The organism is Polyangium jinanense (assembly GCF_028435265.1).
GTDB classification, from domain to species: domain Bacteria; phylum Myxococcota_A; class Polyangia; order Polyangiales; family Polyangiaceae; genus Polyangium; species Polyangium jinanense.
The window spans coordinates 406,052-431,103 of sequence record NZ_JAGTJK010000005.1 but is presented as its reverse complement, the minus strand read 5'-3'; the positions used below and the strand labels follow the sequence as shown (position 1 = coordinate 431,103).

The following is a 25,052-nucleotide window of genomic DNA, read 5'->3' as shown; positions in this document are numbered from 1 at the left end:
TATCGTCGGCCCGATGTCGGATCGCGCAGATGCCATCGTGGTCCTTGGATGCCGCGTGCTGCCGTCGGGTCGGCTCACGACCGCCGCGGCGCGCCGCGCAGCCAAGGCCGCGGAAGCGTATCTGGCGGGTGTCGCGCCCCACATCGTGACCAGTGGCGGGCGTCGCTGGGGCGCACAGATCGAAGCGGAAGCCTTGCGCCGAGCGCTGGTCCGTGCAGGGGTGCCGGAAGAGGCCGTGACGACCGAGCTCTGGTCGCTCACGACGCACGAAAACGCGGTGTTTTCGGCGGAGATCCTGCGTCGGCGAGAAGCGCGGCGGGTGCTCGTGGTGACGTGCGCGTGGCACGTGGAGCGCGCGATCCAGAATTTTCGCCGCGTGGGCGTCGATGCGTGGCCGCTGCCGTCCGAAGGCGTGCGTGCCGGGGCCCTCCGACGCGTGTACCGACGCGGGCACGAGCTCGTTTGCACGTGGCTCGATCGACGCGCCCTCCGCCGCGCGCACGCGCTCGTTCGCGCCGTGCCGAGGCCCGGTCCCCGTGTGTCCGGCGCGAAAAACGCCGAGGAGAACGCTCGATGAAGTGCGAGGGAACGAGGCGAGGCCTCGTGATCGGCGTCGTCGCCGCGCTCGGCGCGTGCAGCCGAGGCGAGCCCACGACGTCGAGCACGGACGCAGGATCGGACGCGGCGGTCGTGGTGGTGGAGGAAGCGAAGCAGCGGCAAGAAGCGCTGCTCGCCGCGGAACATCGGCGCGCGGCCGCGGAGATCACGAGCTCGGATCAGCAGAACCGTGATGTCGCCGTGCGGCGCGCGGCGGCCCGAGCGCTCGCGCGGATCGGCGGCGCGGACGCGCAGCCGGGGCTCTTGCGCGCGCTCGCCGACGAGGATCCGGAGGTCGTCACGTGGGCGGCCTACGGGCTCGGTTCGTCGTGCACGAAGGGCGACAAGGCGACGGTCACGGCGCTCGTGGCGCGGTCGTTGTCGATCGGCGATGTGAAGGAGGACCCGCCTGCGAAAACCGCGCCGGTCGAGGGACGAGAGAGCGAAACGTTCGAGCCGCGCATCGCGATCGCACGTGCCATCGGCCGCTGCGGGGCCGATCAGAGCGAGCCGACGCTGGTCGCGTGGCTCTCGGGCACGGAGGCGCAAGCGTCGGCCGCGGCGTTCGCGCTGGGAGATCTCGCCGCGGTGAAGGAGCGGCTCCGCGAGGAGACGCTCGCGGCGCTGCTCAACCTCGCGGCGGGGAGCGCGTCGTCGCCGCCCGCGCCCGAGGGGCTCTTCCCCATCGGCCGGCTCGAAAACGTGCCGAACACGGTGACGGCGCGCCTGCGTGAGGTCGCGGGCGCGCGCCTCGCGGAGCCCGGCCCGTACCGGATCTTCGCCGTCCGCGCGCTCGGTCGTGCAGGCCCGGAGGCCGCGGCGGATCTCGGACGTGTGCTCGGCGGGGCGACGCTCTTCACGGCGGCCGAACGCGCGGAGGCCGCGCGCGCGCTCCGTCGGCTCGGTACGGCTGGACAAACCATGCTCGCGTCCACGTTGCCCGCGCTCATCCCGCCGGGTGGAGCCGTCGCGCTCACCGCGCTCGGCGAGGACATCGGCGTGCTTCTCGCCACGCTCGACGCGCTCGAACCGACGACCAAGGCGAAAAAGTGGCTCAAGGATCTGGCCACGATGGAGCCCCCTCCCTCGGCGCCGGTCACGGTGCTGCGGCGGTTGTCCTGGATCCGGTGCAGCGCCGCGACGGCGCTCGCGGGCGCCGACGTGCGGGATCCGCTGCTCACGCGGTGCGACGTGACGGCCGCGCTCGCGACGGGCGACGCCGCGGACGCAGGCGCGAAGGCTCCGGGACAGCCGGGATCGATCGGCGCGCGGGCGATGGTGAAGGTGCTGGATCGCGCGCCGATCGAGGGCTCACGACGCGCGGTGTTCCTCACGCACGCGAAGGGCGGCGATCTGCGCGCGCGCGAAGCCGCGATCGAGCTTCTCCCGACGCACGAAGAGCTCGCGGAGGAGGCAGGGCCGCTGCTCGAAGCCGCGCTCGCAGCGCCGGAGCCGGGCCTCGTGTCGACGGCGGCCGGCGTGATCGCGCGGAAGCCGAACCTCGCGGCCGAGCCCGAGAAACGAAAGAAGAAGGGCAAGAAGAAGAAGGGCGACGAGGAACAGGCCGCGGAGGAAACGGTCACGCGCGCGCCTTCGCCCGCGATCGTAAAAGCCATCGTGGCGGCGCTCGGTCGCGCCGACGTGGAGAACGATCCCGAGCACGTGAACTCGATGATCGAGGCCGCAGGCGCGCTCGGCTTGAAGGAGACGCAGCCGCGGCTCGAAGAGCTCTGCCGATCCTCGTGGCCCGAGCTCCGCAAGCGCGCGGAGAAGGCGATCGAGCTCGTCTCGGGCAAACCGGTGACGTCCTGCAAGGCGCCGCCGGGCGGCGGGCCGAAGCCGCCGGAGCTCGATGCGCGCGCGATGGGCACGGTGACGCTCACCCTGGAGACGGACGTCGGCGAGGCTTCGCTCGTGCTCGACGCCAACGTGGCGCCGGTGGCCGTCACGCGCGTCGTGGATCTCGCGCGCGCCGGTTACTACGACGGGATGGTCGTGCACCGCGTGGTGCCGGGCTTCGTGACGCAGCTCGGCGCGCCCTTCGGCGACGGCTACGGCGGACCGACGGGCAAGGCACCGCTGCGCTGCGAGACCTCGCCGATCGCGTTCGATCCGCTCACCGTGGGCGTCGCGCTCGCGGGCCGCGACACCGGGTCGAGTCAGATCTTCGTGATGCACGCGAGGCACCCGCACCTCGACGGTCAGTACGCGTGGATCGGCCGCGCGACGGGGGCGTGGAGCTCGTTCGTCGACGGAGACCTCGTGCACAAGGTCTCCGTCAAACCCTGAAAAACCCTCGTAGAGCGCCGAACAGGCGCTCTGCTCGATCGCGCAGCGAGCGAGCCTCGGGGGGTGAATCGGCCGGGCTATGCCTGGCCGAGAGGGGGACGCGAGGCGTCCCCCTCGGGACTAAGACGGAGGATGGTGCTTCTTCTTCTTGCCGTTCTTGCGGCGTAGCTCGTCGCCGCCCTCGCCGTGGCCCACCTGGAAGATGTGGAACCGGCCGCCCCGCGAGAGCACGTCAGCCGGCTTCGGCCGCTCGCGCGCGAGCTCCATGAACCGCTGCTGCGAGCGCACCGGGGTCGCGCCCGCGGGCGTCGCGACACGCGTGTAGCTGCCGTCCGCGTTGAGCGTCCACGTCTTCGCCGTGTCGGCCTCGAGCGTCGCGAGCATGTCCTCGGCGCGGGTGCGCGCGGCCGGATCGAGCAGCGGCACGAGCACCTCCACGCGGCGGTGGAAGTTCCGCGGCATCCAGTCCGCGCTCGAGAAGTAAAACTCTTCGCTCCCGCCGTTCGCGAAACGGAAGACGCGCTTGTGCTCGAGGAATCGGTCGATGAGCGCGCGCACCTGGATCCGCTCCGACAGCCCCGGGATCCCGGGACGCAAGCAGCAGATGCCGCGGACGAAGAGCCGGATGTCGACGCCGTGCTGGCTCGCCGAATACAGCGCGTCGATCACGTCCACGTCCACGAGCGCGTTCATCTGCGCCACGATCTCGGCCTTGCGACCGGCGCGCGCGTGCTCGGTCTCGCGCGCGATGAGCCCGAGGATCGCCTCGTGCAGCCCGAGCGGCGCCACCACGAGCCGGTTCCACTTCGGCGGCGCGCTGTAGCCCGTGAGCAGGTTGAAAAGCGAGGTCACGTCCTCGCCGAGCTCGCGGTTCGCCGTGAAGAGCCCGAAGTCCGTGTAGAGACGCGCCGTGTGCGGGTTGTAGTTGCCTGTCGAGAGGTGCACGTAGCGCCGGAGTTTGTCCTTCTCCCGCCGCACCACGAGCAGCGCCTTCACGTGCGTCTTCAGCCCGAGCAGGCCGTAGATCACCTGCGCGCCGCTCTGCTCGAGCGTACGCGCCCACTGGATGTTCGAGGCCTCGTCGAAGCGCGCCTTGAGCTCGACGATCGCCGTCACCTGCTTGCCGTTCTCCGCGGCCCGCGCGAGCGCCTTCACGATCGGCGAGTCGCCGCCGGTGCGGTAGAGCGTCTGCTTGATCGCGAGCACGTTCGGATCGTCGGCCGCGCGTGAGATGAACTCGACCACCGGCTCGAACGAGTCGTACGGGTGGTGCAACAAGACGTCCCGCTCGCGGATCACGGCGAACGGATCCTCGACGTCGCGCAGCGCGACCGGCACCTGCGGCGTGAAGACCTCGTCGCGCAGATCCCGCCGATCCTCCTCGCCCACCACGGAGACGAGATCCGCGATGCTGAGCGGGCCCGAGATACGGTAGACGTCGAGGTTCGGATCGATGCCGAGCGCGCGGCAGAGGCGCTGCACGCTCGCGCCCACGCCGCCGCCGACGCCGATCTCCACGCGCACGGCGTTGCCGCGATCGCGGCGCCGGAGCTCGGCCTGGATCGTCTCGAGGAGGTCCTCGCCTTCTTCCTCGTCGATCTCGAGGTCCCAGTTGCGCGTGACGCGGAACGGGTACGTCCCGCGGAGGCGCGAGACCGGGAAGAACTCTTTTACGTGACGCGCGATCACGTCCTCGAGCAGCACGAACGCCCGGCCGCAGCCGTCGACGCGCACGCGCATGAGGCGGCTCAGCATCGGCGGCACCTGGATCACGCCGAAGCCGGGCTCCTCGCCCTCGTGCTCGCGGCTGAACATGATGCCGAGGTTGATGCTCTTGTTGCGTAGGTGCGGGAACGGATGGCCGGGATCGATCGCCAGCGGCGTGAGGATCGGGAAGATGTCCGTGCGGAACCGCTCGTCGAGCGCCGCGAGCTCGGCCGCGTCGAGCTCCTCGGGTCGCACGATCCGCACGCCGACGCGATGGAGCGCCGGCAGCATCTCCGTGTTCCAGAGCCGGTAGGCGCTGTCGACGAGCGCGTGCGCCCGCGCGCTGATGGCGAGGAGCTGCTCCTGCGGCTTCATGCCGTCCGGCGGGACCTCGGTGATCGTGCGGTGCGTCTGGGCCTGCAGGCCCGCCACGCGCACCATGAAGAACTCGTCGAGGTTCGAGAAGAAGATGCCGAGGAACTTGAGGCGTTCGAAGAGCGGCACCTCCATCGAGCCGGCCTCGGAGAGGACACGGGCGTTGAACTCGAGCCACGAGAGCTCGCGATTGAGGTACTGCAGGGGATCCGAGTCGCCCGCGGCCGGGACCAGGGACGAGTGGCGAGCTGCGACATCGGGCGTGGAAGGTGTCTCGAACGTCACGATGAACTCAGTCTAGCCTACCCGATCGCTTGGGTCAGTCGATCGACCCCGAGAGAAGCGAGCGCCGTGGAGGTCGGTCGGTTCCTTGTGGCGTGCCCTTTCTGCTAGCGTGGGCGCGCCATGGAGATCTGGCGCGCACCTCTCGACTTCCGGCGTGCGTGTGACGAGGCCCGGCAGCGCGGCGCGCGCGTCGGCCTCGTTCCCACGATGGGCGCCTTGCACCGCGGGCATCAGACGCTCATCGAGGAGGCCCGAAAGCACGCCGATTTCATCGTCGTCTCGATCTTCGTGAACCCCACGCAGTTCGGGCCGAACGAAGACTTCGCCCGCTACCCGCGGGACCTCGAAGGCGACGCGAAGAAGTGCGCGGAGGCGGGCGCGCACGGCATCTTCGCGCCGGCCCCCGCCGACATGTACCCGCCCGGCGACGAGACCCGCGTGCACGTCGGCGCCACGGCCGCGGGCCTCTGCGGCGTGCACCGGCCCGGCCACTTCGAAGGCGTGGCCACGGTCGTCACGAAATTGTTTGCGCTCGTAGGACCTTCCATCGCGCTCTTCGGCCGCAAGGACTACCAGCAGCTCAAGGTCATCGAGCGCTTCACGCGGGATCTCTTCCTGCCCGTCGAGGTCGTCGGCGTGCGGACCGTGCGCGAGCCGGACGGGCTCGCGATGTCGTCGCGCAACGCGTATCTCTCGGCAGAAGCGCGCGCGCAGGCGCTCGCCATCCCGCGAGGTCTCTCGGCCGCGGCGCGCGCGTTCGCCGCGGGGGAGCGCCGTGCCGGCATGCTCACGGCGCTCGCGCGTGGACACGTCGCGCCCGTCGCGAGCTCGATCGACTACGTGGACGTGGCCGACGCGGACACGCTCGCCGTGCTCGGCCCCGAGGAACACACGCCGGATCGCGTGCTGCTCGCGCTCGCCATCCGCATCGGCGGCGCGCGTCTCATCGACAACCTGGTGCTCGGCGAGGACCCGATCCCGCTCGACACGACCACTCCGAAGGAAGGAGACGAGGAACGCCATGCGTGAAGGCGAGGACGGAAACGACGGCCTGTTCGTCGTCTTCGAGGGCATCGACGGCGCGGGGACCACGACGCAGGCCGCGCGGTACGGCTCGTTCTTGCGAGGACGCCGGAGGCTCGCGCACGTCACGCGCGAGCCGAGCGGCGGGCCGATGGGCTCGCTGCTCCGGCTCGTGCTCACCCAGCGCGTGAACCTGCCTTCGAGGCACCGCGATACCACGATGGCGCTGCTCTTCGCGGCGGACAGGCTCGATCACATCGAGGCCGAGGTCGCTCCGCACCTGCGCGACGGCTACGTGGTCATCTCGGATCGGTACGAGCTCTCGAGCATCATCTACCAGTCGATCGGCATCGAAGACGAGGCCGCGCGCGCCGACATGATCGCCTGGATTCGCCACTGCAACCGCCACGCGCTCAAGCCCGACGTCACGGTCGTCGTGGACGTCGATCCGGACGTCGCCGCGCAACGCAGGCGTGCTCGTGGCGGCGCGAGCGAGCTCTTCGAGGAGCCGGAGCTCCAGGCCCGCCTCGCCCGCGCTTACCTCGAAGCCGACGCGATCATCGGCGGCGAACGGCTCGTGCACGTCGACGGCAACGGCGACGTCGATTCCGTGACCGCGGCGATCGTTCGCGCGCTCGAACCCTACGTCGGCGAGGGCCCCTGATCGAATCACGAGCTTGACCGCGAGCTTCGCATGACTCTCAGCGGACACGCGCATCACTTCCTTTTGCGGCTCGACCGGCTCTCGGTGCCGCACCTCGACGTCGCCCTCTCGCTCTACCGCGACGATCCTCTCCTGCGGCACATCCTGAACACCGCGCGTGTCCCGGAGGGCATGGAGCGCGTGGCCATCTCGCTCGCGGATCCCGAGAAGGGCCCGTTCCTCATCGTCACGCGCGGCGGCAAGTTCGTCACGTGCCTCGGCGCGGGCATGGGCGTCAGGAACCTCCACGTCATCCCGCGGGAGCGGCTCGACGCGATCACGGAGAACGTCATCACGTGGCGCGAGCGCACGGACCGCTTCCTCAACTCGACGGGCAACGCGACGGAGCTCATGCGCGCGCTCTACGAGCGAGGGCAGTGGCTCACGCGCGAACAATTCGAGGGCATCGCCGTGTGGCAACCGTTCCTCGCCCTCGAGCTCTTGAAGTGGATGATCGAGGAGGCCAAGGCGGTCGACCACATGCGCGAGCTCCTGCTCCGCGAGGTGCCGAAGAACGGCAAGCTGCATCGGCGCTGGGACGAGACGCTGCACGGGCTCTGGTGCCGGATGTGGACGCTCGGGCACCTGTCGCTCCTCGCCGCGATGGACGGCAAGGCGCCCTATCAGGAGCTGCCGGCGCCCGCGCGCAAGGCCATGTCCGAGTGCGCGTACGCGCGCCCCGCCGTCTCGCAGGGATTGGTCGGCAACGCGTTCCGCGGCCTCTGGGGTGCGGCGCGCCTCGGCGAGGAGCTGTTCCCGCACTACAAGAAGGCACATGGGGAGGCCGACAACGTCGTCGAAGTCGCCGACAGCATGTTCACGTTCGCGGCGATCGGCCTCCGCTACCCGGCGCTGCGTGCGGAGGTGAAAGAAGCGCTCTCACCGAGCGCGCCCTTGCCGGAGGGCAGGAGCCATCTCGCGTCCGTGCGCAGGGCGCTCACGAACATCTTCCTTTCCGATGACGAGGACCCGACGGATCTCCCCGATCGGCTCGCGAAGGTCGGAGCCGACCTCGCGGTCACCGTCGGAAAGCGCGCCCCTTCCTCGTCGCCCTACCATTTCAAGGACGCCGCGGACGTGCCGCGGGACCTCGCGCGCGCCGCCCTGCTCCTCATCGATGGGTGCTACGTGGCAGAGCAAGAGCTCCTGCCCGTGATGGTCATGGCGCTCCCGTGGCTCGCGCGCGCGAAGCCCGAGGAGCTCTACCTGCCCGCCGACTACATCGCCGCCGTCCGCGTCCCCTACGAGCCGGACTACGCGCTCACGCTCCTGCGCCAAGACCGCCGCAGGCTGAAAGACTTCCGCACGGCGGAGGCGAAGGAGCAGCAGACGGGCCCCGCGCGAAGCGCGCCGTGCCCCTGCGGGAGCGGGAAGAAATACAAACGCTGCTGCGGCGACCGCTGAGAGAAGGCCGACCGCGTCGTCACCGATCGCCCCCCCTCGCCGGATCTTGCCCGACACGCCCGGACGCTCCTCCGAGCGCGCCCGCCACATGGACGGAGACGCCGAAGGCGCCTTCGGCACGCCCCGCCATGTGGCAGGACTGCGCAGAACCCCCGCGAGCGCGTCCCGCCACATGGACGGAGACGCCGAAGGCGCCTTCGGCACGCCCCGCCATGTGGCAGGACTGCGCAGAACCCCGTTGAGCGCGTCCCGCCACATGGACGGAGACGCCAAAGCCTCCTTCGTCACGCGCCGCCTTCGGGCAGACCCGCGCGAAGGCGCCTCGCGCGGCGCCCGCCATGGGGATCAGCGCGAGCCTCCGCCCACATCCGCTTGCCGCCATCGGTCCGGCTTGCGTACCTCCCAGGCCCCCTCGTCGTCGAGCGACAGTGGTGCGATGCGGTACCTGCCCCGTCCGTCGTCCTCACACACGATGAGCGTATGATCGTCGAGCCACACGCTCGCCGCAGACACGGACGAGCGATGGTCGCGACCTCGGCGAACGATGCCGGTTCGCGTATCCACGACGGTCGTCCTTCCTTTCGAATACGTATAGGAGATCGCGGCGAGGCCGGTGTCGTTGACGGCCAGGCCGAGGTGGGCATCCAGCGCGATGCCGTCGACGTACCCATCCGCCAGGATCTGCGCGCTTCGCTGGTCGACCAGCGAGAACTCGAGCAAACCGCTGCTCTTGGTGAAGAGACCACAGATCCCGCGGTCACAGAGGACCGACGGGGTGTGGATCCCGTTGGAACAAGTCAGCTTGCGGCGCGCAGCGGGCGGCGCCTCCCAGAAAAAGCAAACGTCTCCTGTCCCTTCCGACAAATGGGCTGTCCGGTGATCGTCGTATTTGTAGGAGACGACCGGTAAACGCTCGACTACGCGCCGTGGATCCTGGAGGTCCCGCGGACGGGGAACGAAGTCCGGAGACCCGGGCATGCGGACCCAGCTCCAGTCCTTGTGTCCCGTCTCGATCTCCGCGCCGCCATCCTCGTCGAACCGGACATACCAGGTGGTGGCGCTCTCCCCGTCCTTTGCGCCGAACGCGAGATAGGGCAGCCACGCGCCCACGCGGTGGAACCGCTTCGCCAGCCCCTCCAGCCGGGCCAGGATCGCCCGAGATTCGGGCGTATGCAGAGCGCTCGGGTCCGCCGTCCCGCGCGGGTATCCTCGCGACGTGAGGACGAGCTGGCGTTCGGCTCGACCATCCAGGTGGGCGGCGATGTACGCGTGGTAGTACGGCTCCTGAAAGGACTCGTTTCGAAAGAAGAGGATCGTCCGCTCGTCGCGGTTGCCCGCGATCATTTCCCAGGGCTTGCAATCGAAGGCGTCGTCGCTCCACGCGTCGGGTACGTCGGTGGAGCCGGAAGCGGCGCTTCCGAGCGGCGCTGACGCGGATGCGTCGCCAGCGTCGCTCGGGTCGTTCGGCCCATCCTGCGCGGCGCCGCCAGGCCAGAACGAGATCACGCCGAGGGAAACGATGAGCACAGTCGAGACGGCGCCGGCGATGGCGAGCCACCTACGACGATGGTGCCGGGCGCTCGCATCGCTCATGCGCCCGTCCCGTCACGGCGTGTGACAGACCGCCTCGATGTTGTGCCCATCCGGATCCAGGACGAACGCGCCGTAATAATTCGGGTGGTACTGCGGCCGAAGCCCCGGCGCACCGTTGTCCTTGCCTCCGGCGCGGATCGCGGCCTCGTAGAACGCGTCGACCGTCTTGCGATCCGCGGCGACGAACGCGACGTGCTGGCGCAAGCCCACCTCCCCCGCGCCGAGCCAGAAATCGGGTTTGCCCTTTTCCCCGAGCCCGAGCACGCCGGGGAACTCCATCATCACCGCATAACCGAGGGGCGCGAGGGCAGCCGCGTAAAACGCCTTGCTCTTCTCCAGATCACGAACGCCGATCGAGATGTGGTCAATCATGGGCGGCATCCTACCCGAGCGAAGGAACCATGTCGCCACGAATTCCTTCGCCCGAGAAGCCCCCCCGACAAACGCCCGTCAGTGCGTGGCCGAGGAGGGCCCAGGCTCCGGCGCGGGCGGGTCCGCCACCACCTCGCAAACGGCATTCGCGATCGTCACGTCGTCGAGGTTCCACGCCGACACCGTGAACACGCCGCCGTTGCCCACCTCGAAGCCGAAACGCACACGCAGCGCCGGGTTTCGGTATGCCGTGAGGTCGTATGTCATGAGCGTCCACGCCGCGTCCTTGATCGCCGGCGGCCCGCCCGAGTTCCACACGTTGACCCACGCGCTCCCGTCGAAGACGTCGACGGTGTTCGTCATGTACGGACCGTAATCGCTGTTGAGCCAGCGGTAGAAGGAGAGCCACAAAGAGCCCGTGCCGCTCGTGTCGATCGGAGGGCTCACGAGGTACGCCGGCGGGTGAACGGCCTCAGCCGCATACCCTCCGATGCTCACGCCCGCGATGCCGTTGTCGGCCGTCGAGGTGCGGTCCGTGGCCGGGTCCTCGGCGCCGTGGGAGGCGTTGCCCGGTGAAGCCTTCGCGGGGCCGATCTGCCACTCGCCTTCGAGCGTCCAGCCCGCGGAGTTGTCCGCGAACGTCTCGTGCAGGTAGACGACGTACCCCTCGGCCTTGCCGCCCGTACACGACCCCGCCGAGCACGTCTCGCCCAGCGTGCACGCGTTGCCATCCTCGCAGGCTCCGCCCTCGTTGACCGGCACGGCCACGCAGGCGCCCAACGCGTCGCAGACGCCGTCGTTGCAGTCGTTCTTGGCGGACGCGCAGGCCACGCCCGGCGTGGGCACCCTCTGACAAACACCCGACGCGTCGCACATCCCCGTATTGCACTCGTCGACGACTTCGCTGCACGAAAGGCCCGCGCCGCGCGGCACGCCCACGCACGCCCCCGTGGCCGCGTCGCAGACGCCCGTGTTGCAGTCGTCCGCGGCGCTCGCGCAGTCCTTCGGGCCTCCGCCCTGGCAAACGCCGGCGGCGCAGGTCTTGCCCGTCAAGCACGGGTCGCCGCCTTGCTCGCAACCGAGGCCCTCGTTGCCGGGGACGGGTTCACAGGCGCCCGTCTGCGGATTGCAGACCGCGACGTGACAATCGTCGGGCACGGGCGCGAAGTGACAGCTTTTCGGCGACCCGACGCAGGCGCCGCCCTTGCAGGTCGTGGAGACCGTGCACGCGTCGCTCGACACGCAAGGCGCTCCGTCGAGCGCGGGCCCCTCGTCGCAGGAGGCCGTGTCCTCGTGGCAGGTCACGACCGAGCAGGTCGCGGCTTTGATGCCGCAGTCGTTTTGCCCGCCCCCGACGCAAACGCCGTCCTGGCAGCTATCGCCCACGGTGCAGAAGAGCCCATCCTCGCAGGAGGTCCCGGCGGGGCGCGGGACGATGGCGCAGCGCTTCTTCTCCGCGTCGCAGACGGACGCGAGGCAGGGCGGCGTGTCGATGAGCGAGCAATCCAAGGGGCAGTCCGTGGCCCCGAGGGAGGCGCCGCCTTGGCCGCCTTGGCCCCCCGCGCCGCCTTCGCCGTTTTCGCCGCGACCGCCCTCTCCACGCGCGGCATCAGACGCCTTTTGTGCGCAGCCCGCGGCGACGACGCTCACGGACAAGGCGAGAATGCGCCCCCAATTCATCCATTCCCTCATCGTCGACCTACCTCTCTGCCGCAGCGAGGCGCGAATCCTCGCCCGTGCGGCGCGACGGCGCACCCTTGTCCGGAACGGCGTGTATAGCCGCGACGCACCAGTTTTTCCAAATTGCACGTTCGAGATCGCAATCAGACGTCCCCCGATTGCGATCCAGCCTCCGTAAGGCCATCATTTCGACGAATGCCGCTGCTTCGATGCCCTCGTCGAAACCCATCTTCCATTCGTGGGTGCTTGCCGCGCACGTCCGTGCCGTATACATCGTTCTTGCTCCGTCGTCGCCCCCCGAGCGCCTCGAATGATTCGAGATCACGGCCTTCCGGCGACGCAAAGCTCCCCGATCGGTGATGGATACGAGGCACCGAGCGGATGGTCGTCTTTCTCCAGATTCCCAGGAGTAAACATGTTTTTCCGCGCATCCCGCATTACGAGCACAACGCAGGTCGGACCTCTGGGGCGCTTCCTCGCATTCGGCGGCCAGAGCCCCAAGACTTTCTGCGCCCTCGCGGCGCTCTGCGTCTCCTCGCTCGGCCTCGCGTGCAGCGCCTCCGGGGGCCATGAGGGCCATGCCACGAACGGCGTGGAGGAGACGACCGGCACAGGTGGCGGCGGAGGCTCGGATCAGGGCAGCGCCGCCGGCACGGGCGGCGACATGTTCGATTTCGACGGCGGCATGATGGGCGCCGGCGGAGGCGGGGAGGAGGCCTGCGCCCAGACCGGTGGAAAAGCCGAGCCCGTCGAGCTCGATCTCGTCATCCTGCTCGACCGCTCCGGCAGCATGTACGGCCAGAACTGGAACGGCGCGACGGCCGCCGTCAAGCAATTCGTGGAGGATCCGGCCTCGGCAGGGATCAACGTTGGTATCCTGTATTTCCCCGTGGATACCCCGCCCGACGGGCTCGTTTGCAACTACCACCATTACGACGACCTGTCCGTCCCGATCGGGCCCCTGCCCGGGAACACGCCGGCCCTCGTCCAGTCGATCAACGGCGAGAGCCCGAACGGCGGCTCGACGCCGATGTACGGCGCGCTCGAAGGCGCGCTCTTCAATGCGACGGCCTACAAGGACGCGCACCCGAGCCACAAGGTCATCCTGGTCTTCGCGAGCGACGGCGATCCCAATAGCTGCCCCGGCAACCAGAACGACATCCCGAGCATCTCGAGTCTGGCGAAGGCCGCCCTCGATTACAACGGCGTCGAGACGTACGTCGTCGCCATCAACGGCGCGAGCGTCTTGAACCTCGACCAGATCGCCGCCGCCGGCGGGACCACGAAATCGTACGACGTCACCGCGAACGTGTCGCAGTTCGCGCAAAAGATGACGGAGATCCGCTCGAAGGCCGTCGCCTGCGAGTACATCGTCCCCGAGCCGTCCGGGGGCACGCCGCTCGAGCTCGACAAGGCCACGGTCAAGCACACGAACGGCGGGGGCATCGAAAAAGAGATCCCCCAGGCCAAGGGCGTGGCCGACTGCGGCGTGGGCCCCGGCTGGTATTACGACGATCCGAAGAAACCGCAGAAGATCATGCTTTGCCCCGCCTCATGCCAGATCGTCCAGGCCGATCCGGACGGCAAGCTCGATATCTTCTTCGGCTGCAAGCCCGACATTCATTGAAGGCTCGCCGGGCTGCTAGAACATCGATCGGTTTACAACCGCTCGATGTTCTAGCTCTTTTGTCCCGAGGGGGACGCCTCGCGTCCCCCTCTCGTCCGGGCAAAGCCCGGACGATTCACCCCCTGAGGGAAGATCGCTTCGCGATCTTCCGAGCATCGAACCGGTCGATGCTCTAGGGCTTCTTCTTCAACGCCTCGAGCGCCTCCCGGAGCTCGTCCTCGGTGAACGGGAGCCGCTCGAGCGCCGCCTTCTCGTCCGCTAGCGTTCGCTCGAGCGCCCGCTCGGCTTCCCGCGCCCGCCCAATCCAAGCCGACGCCTCCCCCGTGCGATCCCCGAGCCGCACCGTCCCCTCCATCATCTTGAGCCCCTTCTCCAGGAGCACGCGGTAGCGCAGCCGCATCGCCCCCTCGAAGAGCTGCCGCTTGCGCACCGTGTCCGCCGCCGCGGGCGGAGGCACCCGCATCACGTCGCGGTGGAGCTCCTGGTAGAGCTGACCCACGCGGTAGCCCGCCATCGCCGACCAGTGCGCGTCGAGGCTCCGCATCGCCTCGGTGTACGCCCCCTGCGCATCGAGCAGCCCCTGGCAGCGCTTCTCGAGCGTCTCGGCGAAGTTCGGGGGCACAGGCTCGAACTTGATCGCCTCGCTCCGCTTCCGCCGCACCTCGCCCACCGCGAACCAGAGCTGCGCGAGCTCGATCGGAGGCTTGCCCGCCTCGCCCAGACGCTCGCGCTCCACGAGGTCCCGCGCGACCGAGACCTCACGCGCCGCCTCCTCCACGAGGTCCTGCTCCACGAGCCCCAGCGCCCGCGCCCCACGCGCCTCGATCACCTCCAGCACCGCGAGGTCCTGCCGCGCGAGGAGCTTCTCCGACACGGCGACGAGCTCGGCCCAGCGCTCCAGGTACGCGAGCGCTCGACCCAGACGAAAGAGCGCGCTGCGCTCGAGGGCGTGGCCCGGAAAGCGCCGCAAAAACTCCCGCAGCCGCGCGGCCGACGCCTCACGCTCCCCGAGCGCCTCGTACCCGACGGCCGCGTTGTAGAGGCTCGCCGCCCCGACCTCGCCGTCGGGCGCATACCGCGTGAGCTTGTCGAAGACCTCGGCGGCTTCGCGAAACTTCCCGCCGAGGAGCAGCGCCTTCGCCCGCTCGAACTCCTGCACGAGCTCGGCCTCGGCGTACGGCGAGACCACGACGGGCGAGACCTCGATCGTGGGTCCGCCCTCAGCCTTCGGCGCGGGCGTTCGAACCTCGGGCCGAGGTCCGGACGAACCACACCCCGCGAGCAAGCCAGCGAGAGCGAGAGCGAGGCACGTACGCGCCTCCGTGAAAAAAAACATTCCTACCCCAACCGTTCGAGCCCTGGTTTCTCGTGTCTCCATCGCGAGAGACCACCTCTCCGACGCGTCGCGTTTGGCGGCCGGAGGCGACAAGGACGAACCCGACCCGAGTGGAAAACGTCGAATGAAGAAGCACATGAGCCACGCGGAAAGGGGATCCGGGCCCGCTCGTCCTAAGGTACCTTGAAACCATCGCGCGCGGCTCCCCGTCCTCGGGGGCCGGCTCGATGATGGACCAGCGAACGGGGCTCATCGCAGCAGTGCAACGGGAGCCCTCACCAGGAGGTGGGCATGATGAAGCGGGTGACCGAGACCGATTCCGATGCCGAGCGGCTGAACCATGCGGAGATGCGCCATCGTGAGCTCGACGAGCGCCTCGCCGAGCTCGGGCGACACGCGTACCTGACGCCCTCCGAGCAGCTCGAGATGGCCGAGCTGAAGAAGCAAAAACTCAAGGCGAAGGACGAGATTCACGCCCTCCGCCAGAGAACGTCCTGACCTGAGGGCGACCGGACACGAGAGAAACGTCCGGAACGAGCCTCGGCCCCCATCACGAGAGAGGGCCCTTCGAACGAACGAGAGCGCCGATCGGCGAGGCCGATGCGGCGCTCTCTGCGTTTCGGGCCTCGGCGAGCTCTACTTCGGCGCCGGCGTCGGGGCCGGGGCCGCGGGAGCTGCGCTGGGATCTTCCTTCTTCTCGGCCGCGTCTTCGGGCTTCTTCGTGCCTTCGGCCTTGTCGTCGACGCTCTCGACGCCGCCGTACACGTCCTTGTTGAGATCGGACATCGCGTCTTCGAGCCGCTTCTTTTCGTCGCCGGTGAGTCCGCCTGGCGTGTTCTTCTCGATGGCGGCGGCGACGGCGAGCCAGTGGCGCGCGTTGTCGCGGTAGCCGCGTTTCGGATCGGCCACGCCGCCCGGCACGTTCGCGGCGAGCGAGAGCCCCGCGAGCCGGTAGTCGGTCATGCCGCGGAGGTATGCGTACTTCGCCTGCTCGGCGTCGGAGAGCGAGTCGATGTCGGGCTCGAGCACGCGGAAGAGCGCGAGCGCCTTCTCGTACTGGTTCTCCTCGTAGTGCTTCTGCGCCCGCTCCAGATCCTGACGGTACGTGGCGCAGCCGAGCAGCACGCTGCCGAGGAGAGCCAACGCGGACGCGGTCGAGACGAGCGAGGAAAACCTACGCATGGCGGGACGATATCCCCGGGCTCGGCCGGTGATCAAGTATCTCCCGCGGACGAAACGCGGCGCCTGGCCCCGAGGGCCCCGAGCGCGGCGAGGGCGACGAGCGCCGCGGCCCCGCCCGCATTCCCGGTCGTGCTCCCCGGGACGGCGCAGGCGCAAGCGGTGCTCGCTTGGGTCGTCGCGGGCGTGGCGGCGGTGGCGGGCTTCTTCTCGTCGGACTTGCAGGACCAGCTCTCCGTCCCCCGGTAGCTGCACTGCTCGATCACGCTCCCGCTCGCGCGGCGGGCGAGGACTTGGACCTCGGGGCCGTCGACCGCGAATTCGAGGAAGTGATGCACCGACTCGAAGTACTGCATCCCCGGCGCGCGACTGCGTTGCTGGTAGAGCGGCGCGCCCGCGCCGCCCGACACGATGTACTTGAGCCCCTGCCCTTCGCCGCGCTCGTAGACGTGGTCGTGCCCCGCGATCACGAGCTCGACCTTGTTGTCCCGCAGCATCGGGATGATCCCTTGCGACGCGAGGCGCGCGTTGCCGCCGTGGTAGCCGCTCGAGAACGGCCCGTGGTGCAGCACCGCGATCCGATGCACGAGCCCCGGCTCGTCGAGCGCGCTCGCGAGCTCCGCGCGCAGCCACTCCTTCTCGTCGCCGGTCCACGTATCCATCGCGTTCAGCAGGAAGAACCGCGTGTTCGACCAGCGGAACGAGCCGTAGAGGTGCGGGCGCTCCCGGCCGTCCGTCTCGGTCGCCGCGAAGTACCGGAGGAAGTTCACCTGCCCCGTGGGATCGGGCGCCGTGAGCTCGTGGTTGCCGACGGCGACGAAGATGCACCGGTTCGCGAGCAGCTTGCCCTCGATGCCGAAGAACTCCTGCCACTGCGCCTCGTTGTTGCCGTCCTGGACCATGTCGCCCGTGTGCACGAAGAAGTCGCCGGGCGCGGCTTCGATGGCCCGTGCGACGGCCGCGTGCGCTGCGGCGTCCGAACGACTGTCGCCGTAGGCGACGAACTTGAAGGGGCGGTCATCCGCGGGCGCCGTGGTGAAATCCACGGGCTTGCTCTCCACGTCGCCGATCTTCACGCGATACGCGTATGTCGTCGCGGGCGAGAGCCCCTCGACCCGGATCGCGTGGAAGCGCTTCTCCGACGCCGACGCCTTCGACGTGGTGAACCCTGCCGGCCCGGTCACGAGGACCGTCGCCGGCTCCGGCGTCGAGAGTTCCAGCTTGATCGTGACGGCCGCCTGGCCGAGCGCTTGCAGGTACGGACCCTTCCGGATCGAGGCCGCATCGGCGGAGGTCGAGGCCCCGAGCAGCGCCGCCGTGATGGAAAGCGCGAGGGTGATGCGAGGCAGAGCGCGCAGGGGTGAATGCGGCGGGGTCACGATGCTGCCTAGCATGGATCTTGCGCTCATTTCTAGCCGGAGGGCGTGCCGCCGGGACGGAGGGCGCGACGGCGCGCGGGTGGAAGAATCCGTCGACACCACGAGCTACCATGTCATGATGCTGCGCCGTAACCTTACGGACAGACGGGATTACGGGATGGTGCAGCGCGCGGGCGGAGAGCCACAGGACGACGCGGGGATCAACCTGGCCTCGCTCCCTGAAGAGAACCTGCCGCGCCAGTTCGGCAAGTACACGCTTCTGCGTCGGCTGGCGGCCGGCGGGATGGCGGAGATCTTCCTCGCCTTGCACCGCTCGGTGGCGGGCTTCGAGAAGCTCATCGTCATCAAGCGGATCTTGCCCTCGATGAACAACGATCAGGCGTTCATCGAGATGCTCCTGCACGAGGCGCGCGTCGCCGCGACGATGTCGCACCCGAACATCGTGCAGACCTTCGACGTCGGGCAGGTCGACGGGACGTACTTCATCGCCATGGAGCACATCCACGGCGAGGACATCCGCTCCATCGTCCGCGCGATGCGCAAGAAGGGCCTCACCGAGTTCCCGCTCGAGCACGCCGTCGCGATCGGCCTCGGCACCTGCGCGGGCCTCGCCTACGCGCACGAGAAGCGCGACCTCGAGGGCAACCTCCTGCACATCGTGCATCGCGACATCTCGCCGCAGAACATCGTCTGCACGTTCTCGGGCGACGTGAAGATCGTCGACTTCGGCGTGGCCAAGTCGAGCTCGCAGGTCGGCGAGGACACGAAGGACGGCCAGCTCAAGGGCAAAGTCCCGTACATGTCGCCCGAGCAGGCGTCTGGCAGCGACGTCGATTGGCGCAGCGACATCTTCGCGGTCGGCGTGCTGCTCTTCGAGCTCACCACGGGCAAACGGCTCTTCAAGGGATCGAGCGAGTTCGAGACGCTGAAGCTCATCTGCGAGAAGGAGTATCCGCGCCCGAGCCAGGTCAAACCCGGCTACCCGCCCGCGCTCGAGCGCATCGTGATGAAGTCGCTCGAGAAGAAGCGCGAGGATCGCTACCAGAGCGCGCGCGAGATGCAGAGCGACCTCGAAGCGTTCGTCCGCGAGGAGCGCATCCCGGTCTCGCAGATCAGCCTCACGCAGTGGATGCAGTCCCTGTTCCAGGACAAACTGGAGCAGCAGAAGGAGGCGCTGCAGGACGTCAAGCAGCTCGCCGACATCATCGCCCTGCAGCACAGCCCCTCGATGTACGAGGGCATCGTGACGGCGGGCGGGGGCATGTCGGCGACGGGCGCGACGCCGCTGCCGAAGCGATCGAGCGTGGGTCTCTGGATCGCGCTCGCCGCCGTGGTGGCCGCCGGCGTGAGCGGCTTCTTCTACATGCGCAAGCAGGCCGCGGAACGCGAAGCGCAGATGCGCGCCGACGCCGAGAAGGCGCAGGCGGTGCGCGCAAAGGAGACGAAGGGCGCGCTCGACGTCAAGTGCGGCGCGGACGAGGGTTGCTCGATCTGGATCAACGGCGAGCTGCAGAAGCAGGTGACGCCCGCGAAGATCGAGGGGCTGCCGCTCGACAGCGAGATCAAGATCAAGCTGACGAAGGAAGGCTTCGAGGCGCACCGCGAGTCGATCACGTTGACGGAGCAGGCGCCCCTGCGCGCCATCCAGGCCGTGATGAAGACCGGATCGGTCACGGTGGTGCTGAAAATCGATCCCCCCGCGACGGTCTGGCTCGACAACAAGCAACTGAAGGGCGTGGTCGAGAAGCTCGAAGGGCTCTCCGCGGGCGAGGAGCACAAGCTCGTGCTCCAGCTCTCGGGCTACGTGCCGAAGACGATCACGTTCACCGCCGAGCAGGGCGAGACGAAGGTCATCCAGGAGCGGCTCGTGAAGGCCGATTCAAACAGCACCGCGGTCGCGAGCACGGGCAGCCCGAGCACTGCGGGCGGCGGAGGCGGCGGCGGCAGCGGCAAGGTGCGTGTCACGTCGAAAGGCGGCTTCTGCAACGTGACGATCAACGGCGTCGGCTACGGGTCCACGCCCGTCGAGGCCGTGGTCAACGCAGGCACCGCGCGCATCACGTGCAAGCCCGAAGGCGGCGGCGCCTCGCAGTCGCAGGCCGTGCCGGTGAAGGCCGGCGAGGTCGCGCGGGCGGCCTTCAAGCTGAATTAGTCAACGCGGACGACGGCGGTACCGCAAACGCGTCACGGGCAGCCCATCCGCGATGGCGTGGTGCTCGCGCGGGCTCCGCGCGTTGTACGGGTTCTCGGCCATCCGCGCCGAACCCGGCTCGTCTCCGCTCGGCTCGAACGCCTCGTGCGCGCCGATCTGCGCTTCGTACATCTCGGCCCGCTCCGCGACGTCCGTCTGCACGTAAAACTCGCCGCCGTCGCGCAAGAGCCGCGCGATCGAGTCGAGCAGACCGGGCCCCATGACGAGGCGTTTCGCGTGCTTCTTCTTCCACCAGGGATCGGGGAAATGCATGAAAAACGTGTCGATCGAGGCATCCGGGCCGAGCCGGGAGAGCGCCTCGCGCGCATCCGCGTTGAGCACACGCGCACGCGCGCCGAGGCCCTGCTTCTTGAGCCGTTCGTCCACGACCGACGACCATTTCAGCCGGATCTCGAGCCCGAGCAGCCGGCGATCCGGCGCGGCCGCCGCGCGTTCGAAGACGAAACCCCCGCGGCCCGGGCCGATCTCGATCTCGATGGGGCCTTCGCCCGGCAGGATCGAGCCGATGTCGACCGGGCCCTCGTCCGGAAAGCGAGCGGCGTGAGCGTACGGATGGTTGGGGCGCGGCCGGAATACCATGGCGGGCGCAAACAAGCACAACGTCGGCCGGATGGGTAGCGGGCCTTTGACGGGGTCGGTATGGTCGCGCCCGTGACGCCTCGGGACGTGGGCAAACGCCTGGCCCCTTACGCCTTTCCCCTCGTGGTGAGCTTCGCCCTCGGCGCCCTCGCCATCCGCGGGATCCTCAACCGCGCAGGACGCCCCGCGCTCCCGCTCGACGACGCCTTCATCCACCTGCAATACGCGCGTCGCCTCGCCGAGGGTCACTTCTTCTCGTACGTGCCCGGTGAGGGCTACACGACGGGCGCGACGAGCCTGCTCTGGCCGATCGCCCTCGCGCCGCTCTACCTCCTCGGCCTGCGCGGGCTCTCGTTCGTCTGGGCCACGTGGCTGCTCGGCACGCTCGCGCACGCCGCGCTCGCCGTCGAGACCGGCCGCCTCGCGCATCGCCTCGCCGGCCGCGCCGCGGGCGCCGGTGCGATGATCATGTGCCTCGGCTTCGGCGCGTTCGCCTGGTTCGCCTGGAGCGGCATGGAGACCATCCCCTTCGCGTGGATGCTCATGCGCACGGCGCGCGTCGCGGCCGCGTACTGCGAGCCTGATCCCGCGTCCCCCGCGCCGGGCCGTCGCCAGGCGATCGAGGTCGCCGCGCTCGGCTTGCTCACGCCCCTCGTTCGTCCCGAAGGCGCCGTCGCCTCGGCGCTCGCCGTCGCGGCGCTCGCCTTGCGCCCGAGCGGCGAGGGCAAACCACGGCGCCTCGTCGCGCTCGTCCCCGCGCTCGGCCCGCTGCTCGTTCCGCTGCTCCATCTCGTGATCGCGGGGCACGCGGCCTCGTCGACGACGATGGTCAAGTGGCTCCCGGCGAACCCCGCTTACGACCGCGCCGGCATGATCGCGTTCCTCCAATCGAACCTGCGTGTCCTCTGGCAGAGCGTGCTCGACGGCGGCGAGTGGTCCGCGGTCTTCGTCCCCGAGAACTTCCTCGTCCCGACGATCCTCGGCGTCTTCGCGCTCGTCACCCGCGCGCACCGTGCGGCGCTCCCGATCCACGGCACGTTCGTCCTCGCGATCGTCCTCGCGACGGCGCTGCCGTGCACGTACCTGAGCTTTCTCTGGAACCGCGTCCGCTACGTCTGGCCCTTCTACGCCGCGCACTTCGTCCTCCTCGCTTGCCTCGCTCGCGAGATCGGCGACGTCGCGCGTCGCTTCGTCCGCGCGCGCGCGCCCGTCACGCCGCTCGTCCTCGGCCTCTTCACCGGCGCGCTCGTCACGAAGCTCCCCTGGACGCTCTCCGACCTCGCCACGAGCGCGCGCGCGATCGATCACCAGCAGGTCACGCTCGGCTTCTGGGCGCGCGAGAAGCTGCCCGCGGACGCGCGCATCGGCGTGAACGACACGGGCGCGATCGCCTACGTCTCCGACCGGCGCACCTTCGACGTCGTCGGCCTGACGACCGAAGGCGAGTCGCGCTACTGGACGTTCGGCGCCGGCTCACGCTTCGAGCACTACGAAAAACTCCCCGCCGAGCGCCGGCCCTCGCACTTCATCGTGTACCCGCAGTGGATGGCCTGCCCGCCCGTGCTCGGCGAGGAGCTGCACCGCGAGACCGTGGTCGATCAATCGATCCTTGGAGGACCCACGATGATCGCCCACGAGGCTCGCTGGGATCTCCTCGGCACGGGGGCGCTGCCGCGCGTGGTGGCGCCGAAGGGCGCGCTCGCCGACGAGATCGACGTCTCCGACCTCGAGTCCGAGGACACGCACGGCTACGCGCGGCTCGGCGCGTCGGACCAGGACAACGTGGCGGTGATGGCCGAGTCGCCGCGGCGGGAAGATGCAGGCTCGGACGAGGACACGCCGGCCGCGGAGATTGCTGACGGCGGCCGCATGCGCCGGGCGGTCGATCGCTTCACCACGAACCTCGCCCAGGGCCGCGCTGCGTCGCTCGTCCTGCGCGCCTCGGCCGACACCGACGTCGAGCTCGTCGTACGCGCGGGCGGCATCGAGATCGGCTCGGCGCGGCTCCCCGCCGGCCCGTGGGTCGAGCGTGTCGTGGAAATCCCGCCCGATCGCGTCTGGGCCCGGACCGAGATCGAGATCACGCCGCGCGAGGCGGGCGCGTTCCATTCGTTTCACTACTGGCTTTACCAGTGACGCGCCTGCCTCCGCGTATCACGGGTGGGGGAAATCTTGCGTCGTGTTCACGCTCGCCACGCTCTCCGTCACCGTCGCGATCGCCCGCCGGATCGCGCCGTTCGCGAGCCGCTCGGGCCGCGCGGGCGCGATCGCCGCGCAGAGCGCGAGCGCCGTCACGTAGAGCGCGCCCATCACGGTGAGCAGGCGGCGCGTCTCGTTCGGGATCCGCATCCGCTCCTTGCCCGACGCCTCGATCGCCACGAGCCGCGCGCGGATCTGCACCGGCCCGAGCACGATCACCGCCCGATCGCCCTCCTCCACTTCGAGCGACACGGGCCCCATCACGAGACGGCCGAGCCCATCTTTTCCATGCGTTCGTCCCCTCGCGCGCGGAGGCACGTGGAGCATGAACTGCCCCTCCTTGACCTCGGCCACGATGGCCGGTTGGCCTCCGTATTCGACCATCGGGATCCGCGCGATCGACTCCGGGGCCTGCCCGATCCAGCACGCCCCGCCGTCGAGCACGTGGCGCACGCCGAGCACCTCGGTGCCACGCAGCGCGACGAGCTCGAGCGCTTTGTGTGCGCCCTCTGCCGCCTCCACATCCCGACCTCCGGAGGTCTTCTCGCCCTCCGTCCTCGACGCGAAAAACGGCTCCTTCGCCATGGTTCCCTCGTAAACCTCCCTGGTTCCGGGGCGGCTCGATCGGGAGCCCGGCGCAGGCGAGCCCTCGCGCCATGCACGATGGACGGACACCGCCGTACGTTGTAAATGCAGGCCCGTGCGAAAGCGGCCTCTCGGCAAAACCTCCCTCGAAGTCTCCGAGCTCGGGCTCGGCACGTGGGGGCTCTCCGGCGACGGCTACGGGCCCGTCGTCTTGCCCGAGGTCGATCGTGTCCTCGATCGTGCCGTCGCCTCCGGCGTGAACCTCTTCGACACCGCCGACGTCTACGGCCGCGGCGCCATGGAGAAGAAGCTCGGCGCGCGCTTGCCGAAGGACAAGACCTACGTCGTCACGAAGATCGGCACCGACCTCGAAGCCTCACCCGCGCAGAAGCGCTTCGACCCGAGCTACCTGCGCGTCGCCTTCGAGCGCTCGCGCGAGCGGCTCGATCGCAGCCCGCTCGACATCGTGCTCCTCCACAACCCGACCGAGCACGCGCTCGCACGCACGGAAACCGTCGCGTTCATGAAGGAGCTCGAAGAGCGTGGCCTCGTGCGCGCCTGGGGCGTGAGCGCAGGATCGATCGAGGTCGGGCGCGCCGCGATCCGCGCCGGCGCCAAGGTCCTCGAGCTCGCGTACAACGTTTTCATCGCCAAGGATCTCCACGCGCTCTCCGCGGACGTGAAGGAGCACGGCGTCGGCGTCCTCGCGCGGAGCGTCCTCGCCCACGGCCTGCTCACCGGCCACTGGAGCCCCGAGCGCGAGTTTTACTCGGGCGACCACCGCGCCGATCGTTGGAGCCAGAAGGAACTCGCCAAACGCATCCAGCAGCTCGACGCGCTCCGCCCCTTCTCCAAGGCCGAAGACGTCGGCACGCTCCGCTCCGTCGCGCTCCGGTTCGTCCTGGCGAACCAGCTCGTCTCCTCGGCGATCCTCGGCCCTCGCTCGGTCGCGCAGTTCGACCAGCTCGAGCGCGAGGCGGGCGAACCGCCGTACCTCAAGGACACGGTCATGGTCGAGCTCGCTGCGCGGCTCACGGCCGTGGGCGTCGAGATCTGACGGAGCTCGCGCGGAGGCACCATGGAAAACGCCAGCATGGACACGGAGCTTTTGACCGTCCTCGGCATCGCCCGCGAGGCGGCGGAGATCGTCCGCGCGGTCTACCGGACGACCTTCGCCGTCGAGATGAAGGGCCCGAACGATCCGGTCACACGCGCCGATCGCGAGGCGAACACGCTCATCTGCGCGCGCCTCGCCGAGACGTTCCCCGGCGTCCCGATCATCGCCGAGGAGACCCCGCCGGAGACCGCGGCCGAGGCGCGGAAGATGGTCCAGAACGACCGCGTCTTCTTCGTCGATCCCCTCGACGGCACGCGCGAGTTCGCCGATCGGAACCCCGAGTTCGCCGTGATGATCGGCCTCGCCGTGGGCGGCCGCGCGACGCTCGGGGTGGTCGTCATGCCCGAGTCGGGCGAGGCGCTCTGCGGCCGCGTCGGCGCCTCCTCCGTCGCCTTCGTCGAAGGCCCGGACGGCGTGCGCCGCCCGCTCCGCGTCTCGGATCAGCGTGATCCCTCGAAGGCCACGATGATGGTCTCGCGCTCGCACCGCCCGCGCCTGGTCGAGCCACTCGCCACGCGGCTCGGCGTTCGCCGTGTCGTCCCGTGCGGATCGGTCGGGGTGAAGGTCGCGCGTGTCAGCACTGGAGAAGCTGAGATTTACGTACACGGCGGCACGGGCGCGAAGCTCTGGGACACGTGCGGCCCCGAAGCGATCCTCGTCGCCGCGGGCGGCCGCTTCTCGGATCTCGACGGCGCGCCGATCGACTACGCCTACGGCGGGCTGAAGCTCGAAAACGGCCTCGTCGCGACGAACGCGGCGCTCTACGACACCGTGATCGAAGCCATCTCGGCTTTGAGCTAAGCTCCGCGTA

The 25,052-nt window shown here is 69.4% G+C and carries 20 protein-coding genes; 11 read left to right on the top strand and 9 right to left on the bottom strand.

The features are described 5' to 3' along the window. Positions 1-13: 13 nt before the first annotated feature. Both KEG38_RS14895 and KEG38_RS14890 read left to right on the top strand, forming a co-directional pair. Positions 14-577, top strand: coding sequence for a YdcF family protein (locus KEG38_RS14895; protein WP_272420101.1), 564 nt, complete (start codon positions 14-16; stop codon positions 575-577). Further along, positions 574-2,886: a peptidylprolyl isomerase gene (locus KEG38_RS14890; RefSeq protein ID WP_272420100.1), complete on the top strand. Its 2,313-nt coding sequence runs from the start codon at positions 574-576 to the stop codon at positions 2,884-2,886. Before KEG38_RS14895 ends, KEG38_RS14890 begins: the two co-directional genes overlap by 4 nt. A 120-nt stretch (positions 2,887-3,006) precedes the next feature. On the opposite strand, the gene ppk1 is transcribed toward KEG38_RS14890, so the two are convergent. Continuing rightward, positions 3,007-5,253, bottom strand: a complete 2,247-nt coding sequence (gene ppk1, locus KEG38_RS14885) for a polyphosphate kinase 1 (protein WP_272420099.1) — start codon at positions 5,251-5,253, stop codon at positions 3,007-3,009. 120 nt (positions 5,254-5,373) lie between these two features. On the opposite strand from ppk1, the gene panC reads away from it, so the two are divergent. From panC to KEG38_RS14870, 3 genes are read left to right on the top strand one after another with little or no spacing between them, the layout of a single operon-like run. Then, a complete protein-coding gene (panC, locus tag KEG38_RS14880; protein ID WP_272420098.1) occupies positions 5,374-6,282 on the top strand; it encodes a pantoate--beta-alanine ligase in 909 nt (302 codons plus the stop codon). After that, on the top strand, positions 6,275-6,940 hold the full coding sequence (gene tmk, locus KEG38_RS14875; RefSeq protein WP_272420097.1) for a dTMP kinase: 666 nt from the start codon (positions 6,275-6,277) through the stop codon (positions 6,938-6,940). Before panC ends, tmk begins: the two co-directional genes overlap by 8 nt. A gap of 30 nt (positions 6,941-6,970) precedes the next feature. Then, positions 6,971-8,383 carry a YecA family protein gene (locus KEG38_RS14870; protein ID WP_272420096.1) on the top strand — a complete coding sequence of 471 codons (1,413 nt, stop codon included), beginning with the start codon at positions 6,971-6,973 and terminating at the stop codon, positions 8,381-8,383. A 345-nt stretch (positions 8,384-8,728) separates the two neighbouring features. Here KEG38_RS14870 and KEG38_RS14865 read toward each other — a convergent pair whose 3' ends face one another. The 3 genes from KEG38_RS14865 to KEG38_RS14855 form a co-directional block, all read right to left on the bottom strand. Beyond that, positions 8,729-9,976, bottom strand: coding sequence for a hypothetical protein (locus KEG38_RS14865; RefSeq protein WP_272420095.1), 1,248 nt, complete (start codon positions 9,974-9,976; stop codon positions 8,729-8,731). 12 nt (positions 9,977-9,988) lie between these two features. Beyond that, positions 9,989-10,348 carry a VOC family protein gene (locus tag KEG38_RS14860; RefSeq protein ID WP_272420094.1) on the bottom strand — a complete coding sequence of 120 codons (360 nt, stop codon included), beginning with the start codon at positions 10,346-10,348 and terminating at the stop codon, positions 9,989-9,991. Between the two features lie 78 nt (positions 10,349-10,426). Beyond that, entirely contained in the window at positions 10,427-12,028 is a 1,602-nt protein-coding gene (locus KEG38_RS14855) for a hypothetical protein (RefSeq protein ID WP_272420093.1), read from the bottom strand. Between the two features lie 415 nt (positions 12,029-12,443). Between KEG38_RS14855 and KEG38_RS14850 the strand changes: the two genes are divergently transcribed. Beyond that, on the top strand, positions 12,444-13,655 hold the full coding sequence (locus KEG38_RS14850) for a vWA domain-containing protein (protein WP_272420092.1): 1,212 nt from the start codon (positions 12,444-12,446) through the stop codon (positions 13,653-13,655). A gap of 172 nt (positions 13,656-13,827) precedes the next feature. On the opposite strand, the gene KEG38_RS14845 is transcribed toward KEG38_RS14850, so the two are convergent. Next, positions 13,828-14,991, bottom strand: coding sequence for an outer membrane protein assembly factor BamD (locus tag KEG38_RS14845; RefSeq protein ID WP_272420091.1), 1,164 nt, complete (start codon positions 14,989-14,991; stop codon positions 13,828-13,830). A 291-nt stretch (positions 14,992-15,282) separates the two neighbouring features. Between KEG38_RS14845 and KEG38_RS14840 the strand changes: the two genes are divergently transcribed. Beyond that, positions 15,283-15,489, top strand: coding sequence for an HP1242/YdcH family protein (locus tag KEG38_RS14840; RefSeq protein ID WP_272420090.1), 207 nt, complete (start codon positions 15,283-15,285; stop codon positions 15,487-15,489). Between the two features lie 138 nt (positions 15,490-15,627). Here the strand turns inward: KEG38_RS14840 and KEG38_RS14835 are convergent, their stop codons facing one another. Next, the gene (locus KEG38_RS14835) at positions 15,628-16,173 is read right to left on the bottom strand and encodes an outer membrane protein assembly factor BamD (RefSeq protein WP_272420089.1); all 546 of its coding nucleotides are present in this window, start codon (positions 16,171-16,173) and stop codon (positions 15,628-15,630) included. Positions 16,174-16,205: 32 nt separating this feature from the next. Beyond that, positions 16,206-17,564: a metallophosphoesterase gene (locus KEG38_RS14830; protein WP_272420088.1), complete on the bottom strand. Its 1,359-nt coding sequence runs from the start codon at positions 17,562-17,564 to the stop codon at positions 16,206-16,208. A 100-nt stretch (positions 17,565-17,664) separates the two neighbouring features. Here KEG38_RS14830 and KEG38_RS14825 point away from each other — a divergent pair, with 100 nt between their 5' ends. Further along, positions 17,665-19,701, top strand: coding sequence for a serine/threonine-protein kinase (locus KEG38_RS14825; RefSeq protein WP_272420087.1), 2,037 nt, complete (start codon positions 17,665-17,667; stop codon positions 19,699-19,701). On the opposite strand, the gene trmB is transcribed toward KEG38_RS14825, so the two are convergent. Continuing rightward, the gene (trmB, locus tag KEG38_RS14820; RefSeq protein WP_272420086.1) at positions 19,702-20,340 is read right to left on the bottom strand and encodes a tRNA (guanine(46)-N(7))-methyltransferase TrmB; all 639 of its coding nucleotides are present in this window, start codon (positions 20,338-20,340) and stop codon (positions 19,702-19,704) included. Positions 20,341-20,412: 72 nt separating this feature from the next. Between trmB and KEG38_RS14815 the strand changes: the two genes are divergently transcribed. After that, positions 20,413-22,476 carry a DUF8728 domain-containing protein gene (locus tag KEG38_RS14815; RefSeq protein ID WP_272420085.1) on the top strand — a complete coding sequence of 688 codons (2,064 nt, stop codon included), beginning with the start codon at positions 20,413-20,415 and terminating at the stop codon, positions 22,474-22,476. An 18-nt stretch (positions 22,477-22,494) separates the two neighbouring features. Here the strand turns inward: KEG38_RS14815 and KEG38_RS14810 are convergent, their stop codons facing one another. After that, positions 22,495-23,124, bottom strand: a complete 630-nt coding sequence (locus KEG38_RS14810) for a hypothetical protein (RefSeq protein WP_272420084.1) — start codon at positions 23,122-23,124, stop codon at positions 22,495-22,497. A 115-nt stretch (positions 23,125-23,239) separates the two neighbouring features. On the opposite strand from KEG38_RS14810, the gene KEG38_RS14805 reads away from it, so the two are divergent. Both KEG38_RS14805 and KEG38_RS14800 read left to right on the top strand, forming a co-directional pair. Beyond that, entirely contained in the window at positions 23,240-24,181 is a 942-nt protein-coding gene (locus KEG38_RS14805; RefSeq protein WP_272420083.1) for an aldo/keto reductase, read from the top strand. A 21-nt stretch (positions 24,182-24,202) separates the two neighbouring features. After that, a complete protein-coding gene (locus KEG38_RS14800) occupies positions 24,203-25,042 on the top strand; it encodes a 3'(2'),5'-bisphosphate nucleotidase CysQ family protein (protein ID WP_272420082.1) in 840 nt (279 codons plus the stop codon). Positions 25,043-25,052 lie beyond the last annotated feature (10 nt).

Bases quoted from the DNA above. Each gene is read 5' to 3' on its own strand.
- KEG38_RS14895 (WP_272420101.1), top strand. From the start codon at position 14: ATGTCGGATCGCGCAGATGCCATCGTGGTCCTTGGATGCCGCGTGCTG.
- KEG38_RS14890 (WP_272420100.1), top strand. From the start codon at position 574: ATGAAGTGCGAGGGAACGAGGCGAGGCCTCGTGATCGGCGTCGTCGCC.
- panC (WP_272420098.1), top strand. From the start codon at position 5,374: ATGGAGATCTGGCGCGCACCTCTCGACTTCCGGCGTGCGTGTGACGAG.
- tmk (WP_272420097.1), top strand. From the start codon at position 6,275: ATGCGTGAAGGCGAGGACGGAAACGACGGCCTGTTCGTCGTCTTCGAG.
- KEG38_RS14870 (WP_272420096.1), top strand. From the start codon at position 6,971: ATGACTCTCAGCGGACACGCGCATCACTTCCTTTTGCGGCTCGACCGG.
- KEG38_RS14865 (WP_272420095.1), bottom strand. From the start codon at position 9,976: ATGAGCGATGCGAGCGCCCGGCACCATCGTCGTAGGTGGCTCGCCATC.
- KEG38_RS14860 (WP_272420094.1), bottom strand. From the start codon at position 10,348: ATGATTGACCACATCTCGATCGGCGTTCGTGATCTGGAGAAGAGCAAG.
- KEG38_RS14855 (WP_272420093.1), bottom strand. From the start codon at position 12,028: ATGAATTGGGGGCGCATTCTCGCCTTGTCCGTGAGCGTCGTCGCCGCG.
- KEG38_RS14850 (WP_272420092.1), top strand. From the start codon at position 12,444: ATGTTTTTCCGCGCATCCCGCATTACGAGCACAACGCAGGTCGGACCT.
- KEG38_RS14845 (WP_272420091.1), bottom strand. From the start codon at position 14,991: ATGTTTTTTTTCACGGAGGCGCGTACGTGCCTCGCTCTCGCTCTCGCT.
- KEG38_RS14840 (WP_272420090.1), top strand. From the start codon at position 15,283: ATGATGAAGCGGGTGACCGAGACCGATTCCGATGCCGAGCGGCTGAAC.
- KEG38_RS14835 (WP_272420089.1), bottom strand. From the start codon at position 16,173: ATGCGTAGGTTTTCCTCGCTCGTCTCGACCGCGTCCGCGTTGGCTCTC.
- KEG38_RS14830 (WP_272420088.1), bottom strand. From the start codon at position 17,564: ATGCTAGGCAGCATCGTGACCCCGCCGCATTCACCCCTGCGCGCTCTG.
- KEG38_RS14825 (WP_272420087.1), top strand. From the start codon at position 17,665: ATGATGCTGCGCCGTAACCTTACGGACAGACGGGATTACGGGATGGTG.
- trmB (WP_272420086.1), bottom strand. From the start codon at position 20,340: ATGGTATTCCGGCCGCGCCCCAACCATCCGTACGCTCACGCCGCTCGC.
- KEG38_RS14810 (WP_272420084.1), bottom strand. From the start codon at position 23,124: ATGGCGAAGGAGCCGTTTTTCGCGTCGAGGACGGAGGGCGAGAAGACC.
- KEG38_RS14800 (WP_272420082.1), top strand. From the start codon at position 24,203: ATGGAAAACGCCAGCATGGACACGGAGCTTTTGACCGTCCTCGGCATC.